This window comes from Flavobacterium limnosediminis JC2902, assembly GCF_000498535.1.
Lineage (GTDB): Bacteria > Bacteroidota > Bacteroidia > Flavobacteriales > Flavobacteriaceae > Flavobacterium > Flavobacterium limnosediminis.
In genome coordinates this window covers 12,492-29,572 of record NZ_AVGG01000019.1, presented here as the reverse complement: position 1 = coordinate 29,572, position 17,081 = coordinate 12,492, and the positions used below count along the sequence as shown (strand labels likewise).

General features: G+C 39.7%; 14 protein-coding genes. 7 read left to right on the top strand and 7 right to left on the bottom strand.

The features are described from left to right. The first annotated feature begins 19 nt into the window (after window positions 1-19). Together ruvX and FLJC2902T_RS12980 are read left to right on the top strand one after the other, a co-directional pair. Window positions 20-436 carry a Holliday junction resolvase RuvX gene (gene ruvX, locus FLJC2902T_RS12985; protein ID WP_023580267.1) on the top strand — a complete coding sequence of 139 codons (417 nt, stop codon included), beginning with the start codon at window positions 20-22 and terminating at the stop codon, window positions 434-436. A 106-nt stretch (window positions 437-542) separates the two neighbouring features. Then, complete coding sequence (locus FLJC2902T_RS12980; RefSeq protein ID WP_023580266.1) at window positions 543-2,042, top strand: malate:quinone oxidoreductase; 1,500 nt, start codon at window positions 543-545, stop codon at window positions 2,040-2,042. Between the two features lie 43 nt (window positions 2,043-2,085). Here FLJC2902T_RS12980 and FLJC2902T_RS12975 read toward each other — a convergent pair whose 3' ends face one another. Next, entirely contained in the window at window positions 2,086-4,302 is a 2,217-nt protein-coding gene (locus FLJC2902T_RS12975) for an FUSC family protein (RefSeq protein WP_023580265.1), read from the bottom strand. Window positions 4,303-4,456: 154 nt separating this feature from the next. On the opposite strand from FLJC2902T_RS12975, the gene def reads away from it, so the two are divergent. The 5 genes from def to FLJC2902T_RS12950 all read left to right on the top strand — a co-directional run bounded on the left by def (window position 4,457) and on the right by FLJC2902T_RS12950 (window position 7,929). Further along, a complete protein-coding gene (gene def / locus FLJC2902T_RS12970; RefSeq protein WP_023580264.1) occupies window positions 4,457-5,044 on the top strand; it encodes a peptide deformylase in 588 nt (195 codons plus the stop codon). A gap of 59 nt (window positions 5,045-5,103) precedes the next feature. Continuing rightward, the gene (locus FLJC2902T_RS12965) at window positions 5,104-5,526 is read left to right on the top strand and encodes a DUF5606 family protein (protein WP_023580263.1); all 423 of its coding nucleotides are present in this window, start codon (window positions 5,104-5,106) and stop codon (window positions 5,524-5,526) included. 74 nt (window positions 5,527-5,600) lie between these two features. After that, a complete protein-coding gene (gene mazG, locus FLJC2902T_RS12960) occupies window positions 5,601-6,374 on the top strand; it encodes a nucleoside triphosphate pyrophosphohydrolase (protein WP_023580262.1) in 774 nt (257 codons plus the stop codon). 87 nt (window positions 6,375-6,461) lie between these two features. Further along, on the top strand, window positions 6,462-6,779 hold the full coding sequence (locus FLJC2902T_RS12955; protein ID WP_035678752.1) for an antibiotic biosynthesis monooxygenase family protein: 318 nt from the start codon (window positions 6,462-6,464) through the stop codon (window positions 6,777-6,779). Between the two features lie 13 nt (window positions 6,780-6,792). After that, a complete protein-coding gene (locus FLJC2902T_RS12950; protein WP_023580260.1) occupies window positions 6,793-7,929 on the top strand; it encodes a hypothetical protein in 1,137 nt (378 codons plus the stop codon). Window positions 7,930-8,041: 112 nt separating this feature from the next. Here the strand turns inward: FLJC2902T_RS12950 and FLJC2902T_RS12945 are convergent, their stop codons facing one another. The 6 genes from FLJC2902T_RS12945 to FLJC2902T_RS12920 all read right to left on the bottom strand — a co-directional run bounded on the left by FLJC2902T_RS12945 (window position 8,042) and on the right by FLJC2902T_RS12920 (window position 17,051). Continuing rightward, entirely contained in the window at window positions 8,042-9,940 is a 1,899-nt protein-coding gene (locus FLJC2902T_RS12945; protein WP_023580259.1) for a DUF349 domain-containing protein, read from the bottom strand. A 301-nt stretch (window positions 9,941-10,241) separates the two neighbouring features. Then, window positions 10,242-11,006 (bottom strand): shikimate dehydrogenase family protein, encoded by a 765-nt coding sequence (locus FLJC2902T_RS12940; RefSeq protein ID WP_023580258.1) that lies wholly within the window; start codon window positions 11,004-11,006, stop codon window positions 10,242-10,244. Between the two features lie 108 nt (window positions 11,007-11,114). Then, the gene (locus FLJC2902T_RS12935; RefSeq protein ID WP_023580257.1) at window positions 11,115-12,518 is read right to left on the bottom strand and encodes a tetratricopeptide repeat protein; all 1,404 of its coding nucleotides are present in this window, start codon (window positions 12,516-12,518) and stop codon (window positions 11,115-11,117) included. A 151-nt stretch (window positions 12,519-12,669) separates the two neighbouring features. Continuing rightward, window positions 12,670-13,866, bottom strand: coding sequence for an aspartate aminotransferase family protein (locus FLJC2902T_RS12930; protein WP_023580256.1), 1,197 nt, complete (start codon window positions 13,864-13,866; stop codon window positions 12,670-12,672). 101 nt (window positions 13,867-13,967) lie between these two features. After that, a complete protein-coding gene (locus FLJC2902T_RS12925) occupies window positions 13,968-15,620 on the bottom strand; it encodes an OstA-like protein (RefSeq protein WP_023580255.1) in 1,653 nt (550 codons plus the stop codon). A gap of 159 nt (window positions 15,621-15,779) precedes the next feature. Further along, entirely contained in the window at window positions 15,780-17,051 is a 1,272-nt protein-coding gene (locus tag FLJC2902T_RS12920; RefSeq protein ID WP_023580254.1) for an adenylosuccinate synthase, read from the bottom strand. Window positions 17,052-17,081 lie beyond the last annotated feature (30 nt).

Below are 17,081 nucleotides of genomic sequence, written 5' to 3'. Positions count from 1 at the left end.
TACCTTTGTAAAAAAAACAATGCCAAGAATTCTCGCCATAGACTACGGACAAAAACGCACCGGAATTGCAGTTACCGACGATTTGCAGATTATCGCTTCAGGACTCACCACAATTCCTTCCGAAACCGTAATCGCCTTTCTGAAAGACTATTTCGCAAAAGAAAATGTCGCGAAGGTACTCATTGGCGAACCAAAACAAATGAACGGTCAGCCTTCTGAAAGTGCACCAATCATCGAAACCTTCGTCGTAAAATTCAAAACCGCTTTTCCTGATATGGCTTTGGAGCGTGTTGACGAACGATTTACTTCCAAAATGGCATTCCAAACGATGATTGACAGCGGACTCAAAAAGAAACAACGTCAGAATAAAGCGCTGATTGATGAGATTTCTGCAACAATTATGCTTCAGGATTACCTATCCCGAAAAATGTTTTAAGTTTTGTTTCAAATTTCCTAAAAATGATTTTTAGACTGTAAACCCTTGAAAATTAAGATGAATTTTGCATTGTAAGCCGTAAATTTGTGGCTTTATAATTTTTGCAATGACAACACAACACAAATCAGAAGCAGACGTAGTTTTAATTGGTGCCGGAATCATGAGTGCCACTTTGGGACTACTGCTGAAAGAACTTCAGCCCAATTTAAAAATCGAAATTTTTGAACGCTTAGATATCGCTGCTGCCGAAAGTTCCGATGCATGGAACAACGCGGGAACGGGTCATGCCGCTTTTTGTGAGTTAAACTACACTCCCGAAAAAAGCGACGGTTCAATAGATACTTCTAAAGCTGTGAAAATTGTGGAGGCTTTTGAGGTTTCACGTCAGTTTTGGTCGTATCTGGTTGAAAAAGGCTTGTTGAACAATCCGGAAAATTTTATAAAAAGTATCCCTCACATGAGTTTCGTTTGGGGTGAGAAAAATACAAAATATCTTAAAAAACGTTACGACGCTTTGCAGGAATTCCACCTTTTCAAGGATATGGAATATACTGAAGATGCCGATAAAATAAAAGAATGGGCCCCATTGATTATGGAAGGCCGTAATGGTGCTAAGAAAGTAGCCGCGACATCCATGCGTTTCGGTACAGATGTGAACTTCGGGGAATTAACACGAAGCATTTTCAGATATCTGGAAACTTTGGAGGGGGTACAGCTACATTTTAACCATGATGTGAAAAAACTAAGAAAATACGACGACGGAACCTGGAGAGTAAGAGTTAAGGAATTGTCTTCAGGAGCCAAAAAACGTGTGAAAGCGAAATTCGTTTTCATTGGTGCCGGAGGAGGTTCTCTTTTATTGTTGGAAAAAGCCAATATTCCGGAAGGAGCTGGTTTTGGTGGTTTCCCGGTGAGCGGGCAATGGTTAAAGTGTACCAATGATGAGCTTATTGCCAAACATCAGGCAAAAGTTTATGGAAAAGCTGCGGTTGGTGCGCCACCAATGTCGGTTCCGCATATCGACACACGAATGATTGACGGTAAAAAGGCCTTGTTATTCGGACCTTACGCCGGATTTTCAACGAAATTTTTAAAGAACGGTTCGTATTTGGATTTGGCAAAATCCATTAAACCGGGTAATATCAAACCGATGCTTGGTGCCGGAATCAGCAATATCCCATTAACGAAGTATTTAATAGAACAGGTATTACAATCGCCGGAAGACCGAATGAAAGCTCTTCGCGAATACTTGCCGGATGCTAAAAAAGAAGACTGGGTACTGGAAAATGCCGGACAACGTGTACAGGTTATCAAAAAAGATAAAAACGGAAAAGGAATTTTAGAATTCGGAACTGAGGTTGTTAATGCTGCAGACGGTTCGTTGGCGGTTTTATTAGGAGCTTCTCCGGGCGCATCCACCGCAGTTTCGATTATGCTGGACTTAATCGGACGTTGTTATAAAGAGGAGTTAGCTTCTCCGGAATGGCAAAGCAAACTGAAAGAAATGATTCCGTCTTATGGATTGAAACTGAATGAAAATCCGCAATTGGCTGATGAACTTCGTCACAAAACGGGAACGATATTAAAACTGAAGACAATAGTGTAGTCTGAAGCTAATAATAGAAAACGCACCAAACCGGTGCGTTTTTTTATTCCTCCGAGGTAAGATTTTTAGCTACTTTCAATAAGTTTTCAGAGAGATTAATCAGCCAGATTAACTGGTCGATTACGAGTTGAGCTTCTTCCATTTTCAGTTGGAAATCCTCATCGTCGATACTATTGCTTTTCAATTCCCGAACCCGGATGTTTTTCAATTCCGAAAAACTCAAATCCAATCGTTCCTTTTCGTCGTTTGTTAACGAAGAATCATTTCTTTTTCCTTTGAGGGTTTCAATAGCCAGATCCAGATTTCGCATAACCGTATCGGCAACAATATTGAATGCTTGGGAAGCTTCCGTAGTTTTATGCGACTGTACGTAGGTTCCTAACGATGCGGCTGAGGATAGTAACGTATGGTTGACCACCACCGCTTTATAGACTTTTGCCATGTTTTTCTGCTTCGATTTCGGTTCCTGCTTCATCCTTTGGAACGAGGCCATCAGATTCCCGATTTCGATAAATGCCTGTTTTCGCGATACTTTATAGTCGGTAGTGGGTTCTCCTTTTTGGTTATAAAAGAGTGTGATTTCCTTGAGGTAATTTCGGTTGGCGGCAATCGATTTTTCGAGGTGTTTGTTGAGGTTCAGGAATTCCCATGAAGGCCAAAGGAAGTAATTTGCTATAAATGCCAATGCTGCACCAAGCAGGGTGTCCAAGATCCGATACTGAACAACTTCGGTTATATTGGGCGTGAGCATTCCGAAGATGAATATCACATAAATGGTTACAAAGGTGGCTCCGATTTTATAATTGATCTGTGAATAAGTGAATCCCAAAATCATCGCAATCACGGATAATGTCCCCAGAATATAATGGTTGTCTACAAAATAAAGTATGCCAAACGCAATGATTCCGCCAATAACGGTTCCGAAAATCCGCTCAAAAGAACGTTGTTTGGTCAGCCCGTAACCCGGACGCATGATGACAACAATAGTTAGTAAAATCCAATATCCATTTTGAAACGGAAGCAGTTTTCCGATGATAAAACCGGCAAGAATTGTTAACGTTAAACGCAAAGAATGTCGGAATGTAGTGGATGAAAAACTCAAATTTTCCACTAATACCCGCAAACGATAATTTTGAGGGGTAAGGAATTTTTCGACCTCCTTGTGTTTTCGTTTGAGTTCCTCCAGATTCATTGATCCGATTAGTGCCTTTTCAATAATTTTAATTTTTTCAATCTGTTTTTCGGCATAATGCTGCATGTTTTTCAACATCAAAAGGCCTTCTGAAGTTGCGGTCGTGCCGATTTCGGTTTGGTATGTTTCGATAATCTGTTGCAGTTTTTCCAAATCGTAAAATAAGGAATGGTCAGCCGTGTAATTCGTATTGCCTTCCAAGCTTTGTGATAATTTTTTGAGCGTCGCTGCGATATTGTAAGCCAAATGTTGATAGGTTCTCAGTGTTTTTGGGTGATTGTCAAACCGCTGATGCAATTCGTTATGATTAAAGGAAAACGAAAGTGCGATTTCCAGTATTTCCACCAGATTGGTAAAGACAATCAGCATTTTTCGGTTTTCATTGGAATTACTTGAGTTAATGGTGTTTCGGAACAAATACTCACGAATATTCTCGTGTATAGCATTGATTTCTACCTGAATCTCCAATTGTTTTTCCGTGATTTTGGTTCTGTCTGCATCAACATTCCATAAATCGCCGCGGAGTTTCATGTATCGGGACGTCAAACGTAAACAATCCGCAATTTGCAATTCCATGTAACGGTGTGGTCGTAAGAAATAGAACAGCAGCGAAATGAATAAATAGAATAAACCACCAATCAGAATATATGCAGAGTGTTCCACAAGTTCCCAACCTTTGTAGGAATGACTGAAAGCAAGCGTGATTGTAATCAGACAGACAAATGAAATCATATTCGCCCGATGCCCATACACTGAAATCATCGAAAAAAAGAAGAGCAAAAGCAACAGTACCGGATACACTATAATGGGATTGTGCTGGATAGATCCGAGTACTAATGTGGTAGTTGTGATTAAAAAAACAGCAATGAGAATGCCTTTTATCTTATGGCTCAAACTTCCGGGAACATCGCTGGGAAAAGTAAGTAAGGCTCCGATGGCTATGGCGAATCCTTCCTGAAAATGATCGAATTGGGACAGAATAATTACAGGAAGTACACAGGCAATGGTTGCTTTTAAAGCATTTGCAAAGTTAGTGTTGTCTGTATGTTTTCTAATTTTATCGATCATGATTTCAACAGTACAAAGGTAGTTGTTGTAAGAAAAGCAACTATAAATTTAAGAATCATTTCACATATTATGTTTAAAAAAAGCCAAAACCGGCGAAAGACTGCCTGATTCTCTCTTTTTTGATTATTTTTGCGACATAATTAAGTATCGAAAAATGATTTTACCAATTATAGGATATGGAGATCCGGTGCTTCGCAAAGTAGGCGAGGAAATTTCTAAAGACCATCCGAATCTTAAGGAAGTGATTGCCAATATGTATGAAACAATGTACAATGCTTACGGCGTTGGCTTGGCAGCACCACAGGTTGGGTTAGCGATTCGTCTTTTTGTTATTGATTGCGAGCCGTTCAGCGACAGCGAAGACCTTACAAAAGAAGAAGCCGAACAACTAAAAGGATTTAAAAAAACCTTCATCAACGCGAAAATTCTTAAGGAAGAAGGCGAAGAGTGGGGTTTTAACGAAGGCTGTTTGAGTATTCCCGAAGTTCGCGAAGACGTTTTCCGTCACGAGCAAATCACCATCGAATACTTTGACGAAGACTTTAATAAGAAAACAGAGGTGTTTGATGGTTTGATTGCAAGAGTAATCCAGCACGAATACGATCATATTGAAGGAATTTTGTTTACGGACAGAATATCTTCATTAAAAAAACGTTTAATATCCAAGAAATTACAAAACATCATGGAAGGGAAAACCCGTCCGGATTATAAAATGAAATTTGTTGCCAAAAAAGGCAGATAATTTTTGTTTTTCACAGTAAAGATTAGATATTTGTCATCCTTAAATAATACACAATCACAATGAGCATAGAAAGAATATTATCGATTTCAGGTAAACCGGGATTATACGATTTAAAATTACAAACAAGAACAGGATTTGTTGCCGAGTCATTAATTGATGGTAAAAAAATCACTGTCGGAATGCGTAGCAACGTAAGTTTGTTGTCTGAAATTTCAATTTATACTTACAACGAAGAAGTACGTTTGTCAGAAGTTTTCAGAAGAATCGCTGAAAAAGAAGATAACGGACCTGCAATGTCTCACAAAGAAGACAATGCTAAGTTAGCGGATTATTTCAGAGAAATTCTTCCTGAATATGATGAAGAAAGAGTATATGCTTCCGATATCAAAAAAGTAATGAACTGGTACAACATGCTTCAGGCGAAAGGAATGATTTCCAAAGAAGTTCCGGCTCCGGTTGAAGCTGCAAAAACAGAAGAATAATTCTTGAAAAAGATACTGAAAATAAAATCCTGCCTTCGGGTGGGATTTCTTATTTTTACACAAATTCTAACGCTATGAACACACGTCAGCAACAATTGGATGCTTTCAGCCGCTTACTCGACATTATGGATGATTTGCGTGAAAAATGTCCGTGGGATAAAAAGCAAACACTCGAAAGTTTACGCCATTTGACCATCGAAGAAGTCTATGAATTGGGAGATGCTATTCTGGACAACGATTTGGATGAGATTAAAAAAGAGTTGGGCGATGTGTTGTTACATATTGTATTTTATTCCAAAATCGGAAGCGAAAAACAGGTGTTTGATATTGCCGATGTGGCGAATTCAATTTGTGATAAGTTAATCGACCGACATCCGCACATTTATGGTGATGTGGTCGTTGAAAACGAAGAACAGGTCAAACAGAACTGGGAAAAACTTAAACTGAAAGAAGGTAAGAAATCTGTTTTGGAAGGCGTTCCGAAGAGTTTACCGGCATTGGTAAAAGCGAGCCGTATTCAGGATAAGGTGAAAGGTGTCGGTTTTGATTGGGAGGAACCGCAACAGGTTTGGGAAAAAGTGCAAGAGGAATTAGGCGAATTGCAACATGAAGTGGAAAATGCCGACCAGGATAAAATTGAAGCCGAATTTGGTGATGTTTTGTTTTCGATGATAAATTACGCACGATTTTTGAATGTCAACCCCGAAGATGCCTTAGAACGAACGAATAAGAAGTTTATCCAGCGTTTTCAATATCTGGAAAGTAAAGCCGGAGAACTTGGCAAGCCGTTAGCGGATATGACTTTGGCGGAAATGGATGTGTTCTGGGAAGAAGCGAAGAGGGTTTAGTGTTCAGTAAGAAGTCGCAGTCGCAGTATTCAGAAAGCAGAAAGCAGAAAGCAGGATAGTAATTAGTAAACAATAATCAGGTCAGCAATGATAGCAAATACGCCGCAAGCACCATATTACGCTGTAATTTTTACTTCCGAAAGAACGGAAATGGAAGATGGCTATAATGAAACCGCAGATCGCATGGTGGAATTGGCCAGCGAGCAACCCGGATTTTTGGGTATGGAATCGGCTCGTAATGAAATTGGTATTACCGTTTCGTATTGGAAAGATCTGGAATCCATCAAAAACTGGAAAATGAATGCCGAACACACTATAGCCCGTGAAAAAGGCCGAACGGATTGGTATAAAGCGTTTAAAGTGCGCATTGCCAAGGTGGAGCGGGATTATGATTTTACAAGATAATATTAAAATAAGAATGAGAAAAATTGCCTTGATATTACTGTTGATAACCAATACAGTAGTAGCCCAAAAAACGGTCAAAGTAACCGAGCAAACACTAAAGATCAAGCCGAATTCCACCGAAGAATTGCTTTTCGGTTTTACGGAAGGTGACCGTATTGTTTTCACCTTTTCGGAAGAAGACGGAAAAAAGTTAAGCGAAGTTTCTGTTGCCGAATATCCGGAGAACATCAAATTTAAAGTACTGGATGCAAAAAAAGCGAAGAAGGAAGAAATTGTGGTGATTCATAAATCGGCTTACCAATTCAAATTTAAGAATGAGAGTGCTGAAACGAAGACGGTTTCGGTATTGATTCAGCGCATTCCTCCGGGGGAAGCGGCTGCCAATTTCAATACCGCCGTGAAATGGGTAACCGAACAGGATACGACCTGGAATTCACTTACCAAAGAGGTTGTAGCTGGGTATGATACATTACGTGTTCAGAAAACACGAAAAGTGGTGACCTATGAAAAGAAGTACGAAGAAATGGTCTTGGATAAAAACCAGCGTGTCAATGCCAAAACTACGTTTGATTCCAATTCGTCCAGTGTATATTTTACATTGCCGAAAAATATGATTTCCGAAAGCGAAACCAAAAAAGTAATCGCTTGGGCTTACTGGGTTGGAGTGGGTAAGGAAAGTAACGACTACTGGCAGCAAAACCGAAAAATGATTGTAGGAGCAGTTCAGGGTGTCGCGACTTATTTTTCGACTCCTTTGGGTGGAATTGCAGCGGGTGCCATTACAAATCTGGCTTTGCCTTCTAACGGTGAAGATGTGGAATATGCATTGGTGAACGAGGAAAACAAAAAACTGTTTCTGGAAGAAAAACCGATTAAATCCTTTGATTTCGGAAAAGGTGTGGCTACTTTCAAGAAATTTACGGAAAGTAATATGTTGCAGGGACGTTATTTTCTTATGATGAAAAACGATAACTATGTACAGCCCATCGATGTAAATATTAAGGTTTCAGCCATAATAGAACATAAAAAATTCAAAGAGGAAACGTATACGGATATACAGGTTACGCCAAGATATGGTAAACAAATAGTGTCTGAACCCATAATCACAACCAGAAAGTTTCCCGCAACTTTTGATTATAAGAAGAAGTAGCCAGTGTTCAATAATCAGTGAATAGTAATCGGTCTTGTTATGACCATATAATAACAATAAAAAACCGCGGGTAACAAAAGTTATTCGCGGTTTTTTATTGGTTTTTCCAAATCTATTCCTGTTTCAGGCTTCGGATTTGTTTCAGTTTTTCTTTCCAGGTTTTCAGTTCCTCTTTATGGCGGTCAATGCTTTTCTGCACTTCTTTCACAAAAGGATTTTCCCCCTTCGTGTTTTTTCCGCTGCTGATAAACTGAATGTTATTTTCCAATTGGATGATTTCACCCTGCATTTCGTCAATCTTGCGCATAATGAAGATTTGTTCGTTTTGCAGTTGTCGGGCATCATCACTTCCGGAAAGTTGTTCCAGTCGGTTGCTGAATTTTGCCATATCGGCATCTTTCTTGGATAAACTCAATTTGTCAAACAGGGCGTCTAATATCTTGTTGAATTTACCTTCGATATGACGTCGTGCATGTGGCACTTTACCAAAAGATTTCCAGGTTTCGATGTGTTTTTTTATCGCATCCAGATCGGTTTTGTGTTCACCGATTAACTGAAAATCCTTTAGGCTTTCCAGATACTCTTTTTTCTTGTCAAAAGCTTCCACTTCTTCGGTGCTGGCTTCGTTTCGCTTCTCATGCATACGGTCGAAATAGTGGTTGCAGGCGTCTTTGAAATCCTTCCAGACACTATCCGAATATTTTCTTGGCACATGACCGATTTTCTTCCACTCCTCCTGAATTTGTTTCATGATTGGGGTAGTAGCACCAAAATCATCACTTTCCTGCAATGCTTTTGCTTTTTCCACCAACGCGATTTTCTTATTCAGATTTTCCTGTTGATCTTTTTTAATGTCTTTGTAAAACGTATTTTTCTGAGCGTTAAAAAGACGCACGGCATCTTTAAAGGCAGCCCACGTTTCTTCGTTTACTTCCAACGGCACTTTTCCGGCCTTCATAAAAGCGGCACGTAAGGCTTCAATCTTTTCGATTTGTCCCTGCCATGCACTGTGAAACGTTATTTTTTCATTCGCAACTTCTTCGATCTGTGCAATGATTTCTTTTTTCTTAGCTAAATTTTCAACCTCAATTTCACGTGCTTTAGCAAAGATAGCTTCACGCTTATCGTGTAACTGTTTGGTCAGTTCACTGAAACGGTTCCATAATTCCTCACGGTGTTCGCGGGAAACAGGTCCGATTTCTTCTTTCCAGATTTTATGCAACGATTGTAGTTCACGGAATGCTTTTGGTACATCTTCCTCGTTTACCAATTCTTCGACACGGGCTATGATTTTCGATTTCAGATCGTAGTTGTGTTTAAAATCAAGGTCGCGCGCCTCACGGTCTAAATGCAAATGGTCGTAAAAACGCTCGATGTGAAAGTGGAAATTGTTCCAAACATGATTGTATTTGTCACGCGGAATCGGTCCCGCATTCTTCCATCGCTCGCGCAATTCGTTTACGGTTTTCAACATTTCCTGCATATTCTCGCCGGAATTGTCAATCACATTTTTCAGCTCTTCAATAATCGCGGTGCGTACATCCAAATTGTGTTTCAGGCTGTTTTGCATCTGCTTGAAATGCTGATTTTTCTGGTCTCTATACTGATTGTAAATCGTATCGAACTTGTGTTTCAGAGGGAAGTGGTATTCGAATCCGCTGGTGTCTCCATTGTTTTCATGACTGTATTCATCGCGTTTCTCATCAATAAAATGATGGTATTTCACCATGAATTCTTTCTTGATTTCCTCTACGTGATTGCGAATCGAAAGTAATTTTTCGTTGGAAACCAATTTGTCCAGTTCATCCGTCAGCGCTTCCATCGACATCGCCTCATAGTTCAGCATCGGAATATCATGACCTTCGCTTATGCTATCGTCTTCGCTTTCTTCCGCGTTTGAACTTTCAATAGCCTCTATAGCCGATTGGTTTGTTTCCTGAACAGTTTCCTCATGTGTAATTTGTTCCTGTCCGTCTGCCGTTGGCAGGTTATCATTCTTTTCTTCTAACATTGTAATAAATGCTTAAGTTTAACATAATTGAGCCGAAAGATACTAAAGCAGGCCGATAATTCAAAGGAAATCCGGTTAAATAAACCGATTTTTCTGTTTAAATGATTATCCGGGAGGTGAGGAGCGAATGGCTTGGGCGTATTTGGTTTCCATGTTCCCGCTATACGCTGCAATCTTTTAATTGTTTGTAAGTTTTAAATTGATGTATAACAAACAATTAAAAGGATTTCCGCTCCTATCGGGGCTATGAAGGTGATGGAATTGCTTTTTTGGAAAGGATTTGTGATATTTTGAAAAACGACTATTTATTCCAAATCTCCCATGCTTTTTCCGCCTGAAAAACCAGCATGTCATACCCGTTTTTGGTCACCGCACCACTTTCTTTGGCAAGGCGTAAAAACTTGGTTTCCTCCGGATTGTAAATCAAGTCGAAAGCGATGTGATTTTCGGTAAACAGGGAATAGTCTAAAGGCGGACAATCCTCAATATTCGGAAAAGTGCCAACAGGTGTAGTGTTGATGATAATCTGATAGTCGCTGAAGAGTTCCTGAGTCAGTTCTTCATACGAAAACTGGTATTCCGTCGGGTTTCGGGAAACAAAATCATAATCGATATTCAGTTTCCGAAGCGCGTAGGCTACCGCTTTACTTGCGCCTCCGGTTCCGAGAATCAGTGCTCTTTTGTGCTTTTTCTTGAGTAATGGTTTCAAAGCCTTCTGAAATCCGTAAAAATCAGTGTTGTACCCTTTCAGATTGCCGTTTTTGGAAATTTTAATTACGTTTACCGCGCCAATTATTTCGGCGTTTTTTGATAATTTGGTCAAAAAAGGAATCACGGCTTCTTTATACGGAATGGTAACATTCAGCCCCTTCAGATTTTTAGTGTCGGCAATGATTTTCGGAAACTCATCAACGGAAGCGATGTCGAAATTCTTATACGAATAATGCGTGAAATTGATTTTTTCAAATTTCTCCGTAAAGTATTTTTTGGAAAACGAATAGCTGATATTCTTTCCCAATAATCCAAATTTTTTCTTTTTCGGTTTTTTGACTTTCTTCTGTTTCATTTCTTATTGGTGTAAAACACTGAGCCTTTTTTGTATTGCATAAAAAAATACGGTCAGTTAGAAGCTAACTGACCGTAAAGTTAATGGTAAATTGTGGTATTTGGTTTACTATTCGTCTGCTTTTTTATGTTTATCGATAGCATTCTGAACAATTTTTCGGGTCCAGATTACCGGGAATAATTCTTCTAATAAGGTTCTGTTTTCAAAATTCTGGCGCAAACCGTTGGCAAGGTGGAATTTTCCTTTGGTATCGTCCTGAAGCATAAAATACAAACCGGCCAAACGGTATTCCACTTGGTATTCTTCCGGAAAATATTCTGCTGCCTGTAATAGTGTTTGCACTGCGCTTTCAAATTCACCTAAGAACTGTAAAATATCCACCCAGAACAACCAGGTGTCTAACTCATAATCACCGTATTCCACCGCTTTTCTGAAACCGTATTCGGCTTCTTCAAAAAAGTTCAGCGCTTTGTTGATTACCGCATAACGTTTCCAATACAATTTATTTTCGTTGTCGATTCCCAAAGCTTTGTTGGCATAATATAAGGCTTTCTGGAAATTTTTCTGACGGATGTAAAAATCCGTGATTGCAATCCATGCCTTATCCAGCAACGGGTCTTCGTGAACGGTTTTCAGATAGAACTGTAACGCTAGTTCGGTATTGCCTAATTTCTCATGGCATTTTCCCACACGTAACAGGGCAAACGATGTGGCATCGTCCAATTCCATTGTAACGGTATAACAGTCAATTGCTTCCTGATATTTTTTTAGTTTCTCCAAAGCTTTTGCTTTTTCAAGATAAGCGCCTAAAAAATGCTCGTCAATCAGTGTGGCATAATCGAAAGCACGAACAGCCTGATTGTAATCTTTTATCGTGTAATATTGGCGTCCTAGCTGATGCCAGGCCACTTCACTATAGGGGTTTCTGTCGATGAAACTGTTCAGGAATAAAATCGCTTCGTTGTTCTGATCTAAGAAATCAAAACAATACACCACGTTGTATAAGGCGGAATGGTCTTCCAGGTCTTCATCAAGACATTTGATAAAGTTCTCTTTTGCCAGTTCCAATTCGTCCATGAACAAATATTCCATCCCGATTAAGGAATACACATCGGCATAATCATCGGTATATTTCAGGGCATATTTCAGTAATTCAACGGCTTTTTCATGTTCATCCCTTTTGGAGTGAATGTTCGCCTTCTGAATGTAAATTTCTTCGTTGGTAGGTTCAATGGCGTATAACTCGTTCAGCATTCTTTCTGCTATGTCAAGTTTGTCCTCAAACACCAACATTTCTACTTGAACCAACTTCAAACCGGTTGATTTGGGGTGTTGTTCTAAGCCTAATTTTAAAGCCTTTTTGGCTAAGTTTATTCTGCCCGTGTCGAGATAATGAAGAATAATGTCTTCAAACTCTTCCGAGTCAAAGAAGAATACCTTGTTGGTTTTCAACATAGATTCAAACTTTGATAAGGATAAACTGTTTTCCTCTTCCTCGTTACTCAAATACATACTCAACTTGTTTAAAATTATCCTTATTAAAATTAGTAAAGGTTTCGGGCCTTTTAGTGATGAACGTCTTTATGTTGTAAACAATATTATTAACAATCTGTTTTTAATTGATAATTGATAATTGATGTTCTTCATAAAACACCTCTAATTGTTAATTGTCCATTAACTCTTCCATCACTTCATTCATAGCTTCAAGAATGATGCCACAACCTTTTTCGATCTCTTCGTTGGACAGGGTTAGGGGTGGAGTGATACGGATGGCGCACCCTTCAAACAGTAACCAGAATAAAATCAGTCCTTTATCCTGACATTTGAAGATTACTTTATTGGTTATTTCAGGACTTTCTGTCATTGCTGCCAGCATCAAACCCTCACCTCGAATTTCTTTAACCAACGGATGTATAAGTAATTTACGAATTAATTGCTCTTTTTCCAACGTCTGAGGCATTAAATCCGTTTCAAGGAGCTCTTTTAACGTTGCAAGACATGCTGCTGCAATTACGGGGTGTCCGCCGAAAGTGGTAATGTGTCCCAATTTAGGATCATGACTCAGTAAATCCATGTATTCTGCTTTAGCCATAAAAGCTCCAACAGGCATTCCGCCACCCATTCCTTTACCCATCACGACAACATCGGGAACCATATCATAATTCTGGAATCCGAACAGTTTTCCCGTACGGCCAAATCCGGGCTGGATTTCGTCTAAGATTAATAAGGCACCCACTTCGTCACAACGTTGGCGTACTTTTTTTAAGAAATCATTATGAGGTTGAATAAATCCGGCACCACCCTGAATGGTTTCCAGAATGATTCCGGCTGTTTTTTCGGTGATTTTCAGTAAATCTTCTTCGTTGTTGAAGGTGATGAAATCCACATCGGGAATTAACGGACGAAAGATTTGTTTGCGTTCTTCAAAACCCATCACACTCATCGAGCCCATAGTGTTTCCATGGTACGCGTTATGGCATGAGATAAGCTGACTTCTTCCGGTTACACGGCGGGCGAGTTTTAAAGCGCCTTCTGTGGCTTCCGTGCCTGAATTTACCAGGTATACTTTGTCCAGGGGAGCAGGCGTGTTTTCGGCTAAAAGTTTACACAATTCCACCGCAGGATCTTGTGCGTATTCGCCATATACCATTACATGCGCGTATTTGTCCAATTGATTTACAATAGCTTCTCTGACACGCGGATGCTGATGACCGAGCGTACAGGCAGAAACGCCGGCTACGAAGTCCAAATAGGCTTTTCCGTTCGTGTCGTATATATAAGAACCTTTTGCGTGCGAAACTTCCATTCCCAACGGATATGGGGAAGTTTGGGCTTGGTATTTGTGAAAATCTTTAAGCATTATTAAAGGGATTTGTGGATTTGGTTATTTGAAAAACTAATAACTGCAGTTTCATGCTGTAACCACAAACAGAGACTGAAAACTGCGACTGCGACTAAAAACTACTTTTTCTTCTTTTTAGGTGGAGAAGCCGCTTTTTTTACCGGTTTCCCATAATCCAAAGTCTCTTTTTTAACTTCCATTGGTTTTTCGGCTTTCAGTAACTCTTTTTTGCTTTCAATGGCTATTTTTTCACCCAATTCGGATTCTTCTTTTGGAAAAATATCGGCCAGGGTTTTGATTTCCTCATCGCCACGCCAAAGGAATCCTCTGAGTTTCCGGGCGTTTTCAGGTAACTCCTTTTCCGGGTAAATCTGGCCTTCCGGGTTGACAAATTTGGTCACTGTCTGTATCTGGTTGTTTTCCAGTTCCAGATGAATGCTGCTGCAAACGCCTTTGTCAATACCTACCAATTCGTTTTTGTCGTTGTACATATAGTAAACCATTTCGGCATTTTTTACCATATCCACTTCGTATAGTTTATTGTCGCGGAATTTCCCGTACAGGTTTTGTCCTTTCACCTGATTGTAACCGCCACCGATGGTGTCTTTCTGAACAATGAGCGCATTACTCAGTACTTTCAGGGAATCCATTTTTTGGCTATTGTTGTCGCCGATAAGGTGCATGATGTCGCCTGTCAACTGGCTTTTCTGACTCCATAAAACAGGTCTTCCGATAAGTTGTGTCAATCCTTTCTGCTGGTCGGAATGAATCGAATCGCATTTCCCGCTCATGTCGGATTTGTATATTCGGGCATTGTTAAAACCGCGTACAATCCGCTCTCCCTGTTTTCCGGTAACCAAAAGACGTTTCGCATGAATGTATACCGAATCGTTTTCCACAAAGGTAGCAACCAATGCTTTTCTGGTAATAAACATCGAGTCCTTGTTTTTGTACATCTCGGCGTAATGTCCTTTAACAATCATTCGGTTGATGCTATCGGTAATTTTAACGTTGTTGGTTGCCGTGGAAAATTCCCGCTTTCGGTCGTAAAAGATCTTGTCGCCTTTTATTTTCCGGTTTTCATAGGTGATTGTTGAGTTTTTGGTCAGATTAGACGTATGGTTTTTGGTGTCGTAAAATCCGTTTTCCGTGTAAATTACGTTCTCTTTACTGGTAATGGTTGATGGTCCGAAAACATAAGCGTGTCCCGAGTTATCATAGAAATCCAGATGGTTTGTTTTGATGGTGCATTCCGGATTGGTAACCGTTACCGCTGTTTTAAACTGGTATTTCTTTTCGTTTAAGAAATAGCGTCCCGATTTACTTCGCAGTGTGTTTTCCTTGTTGATAATGGTTCCGTACGTGTTGTAATAAGCTTGTTGAATGCTTCTGTCGAAATTAATGGTATCTGTTGTTAAGGTTGATTCAGGTGATTGTAAAACAACATCACCGGTAGCGAAAGCAAACTTCTGATTCCCGTTGTATTCGGCATATTTGCTGGTCATCGAAATGGAATCGCCTTGATTTAAACGTACGTTACCAAAGGCTTTTACGTAGTTTTCATCTTTGAAATGGTAAGCTTTATTGCAATTAATAAGTACCCCGTCGTGTTCCACCTGAACATTTCCGGTAAACAGGATAGCACCAGGCATTTCCGTCTGGTTCATGTCGATGAAATCCGAATTAATGATTCTGATGACTTTCTTTTCCTGTGCTAATGAGGTAAGTCCGATGAAAAGAATGCTTAGTATGTATAGGAAATTGGTCTTCAATGTCTGAATTTTTGCCCAAATTTAAGTAAAATCTGTGAAAGCCGATTTTTATTAAGAATTATTTGTGTTGTTGTGAAGGAAAGGGAAAAGGGAAAAGGGAAAAGGGGAAAGAAAACCGTATTAATAAAAAAAACGCCTTCCGAAGAAAGCGTTTTCATATTATTTCATAATTGTCTGTGTTCTGTCCGGTCCTACCGAAATCACTTTGATAGGTACTTCGACTTCTTTTTCGATAAATTCGATGTAGTCTTTCAACTCAATTGGTAATTCATCGTATTTTGTCATACCCGTTAAATCGGCTTGCCATCCTTTTTTCTCTACGAAAACCGGCGTAACATTTTCCTCTTCAATGTTGTAGGGTAAATGATTGATCACTTCACCTTTGTATTTGTAACCTGTACAAATTTTCAATGTGTCGAAACCAGAAAGTACGTCGCCTTTCATCATGTACAATTGCGTAACTCCGTTTACCTGAACGGCATATTTTAACGCAACAAGGTCCAACCATCCGCAACGACGGGCACGTCCTGTTACTGAACCGAATTCGTTTCCGACTTTCGCCATGGTTTGTCCGTCTTCGTCGAATAATTCTGTTGGGAAAGGTCCACTACCTACACGGGTTGTGTATGCCTTGAAAATTCCGAAAACGTCTTTTACCTTGTTAGGGGCAATTCCTAAACCGGTACAGGCTCCGGCTGCAGTTGTGTTTGATGAAGTAACGAACGGATAAGTTCCGAAATCGATATCTAATAATGAACCCTGGGCACCTTCGGCAAGGATAGATTTTCCTGCTTTCATGGCGCTGTTCAGATATTCTTCACTGTCAATGAATTGTAATGTTTTTAAAACTTCCACAGCTTCAAAGAATTCTGCTTCCATTTCCTGTAAATTGTATTGCATGTCAACATCATAGAAAGCAATCATTGCTTCGTGTTTGTCTGCTAATGATCTGTAACGCTCTTTGAAATCGGCTAATTCAATATCACCCACACGGATTCCGTTTCTGCCGGTTTTGTCCATATAGGTTGGGCCAATTCCTTTTAAAGTGGAACCGATTTTCGCTTTTCCTTTAGATGCTTCCGAAGCGGCATCCAATAAACGGTGTGTCGGTAGAATTAAATGTGCTTTTCTTGAAATCAGTAATTTGGATTTTACATCCATGTTAAATTTCTCAAGACCTTCTAATTCTTTCTGGAAAACCACCGGATCGATAACCACACCGTTTCCGATGATGTTAACTGCCGTTTTGTGGAAAATCCCGGATGGAATAGTTCTTAAAACGTGTTTGATTCCGTCAAATTCTAAGGTGTGTCCGGCGTTTGGTCCGCCCTGAAAACGAGCAATAATGTCGTATTTTGAAGTAAGTACATCAACGATTTTTCCTTTGCCTTCGTCGCCCCACTGTAAGCCTAGCAGTAAATCTACTGTCATTGTGTTGTTTGTTATTATGTTGTTGTTTAT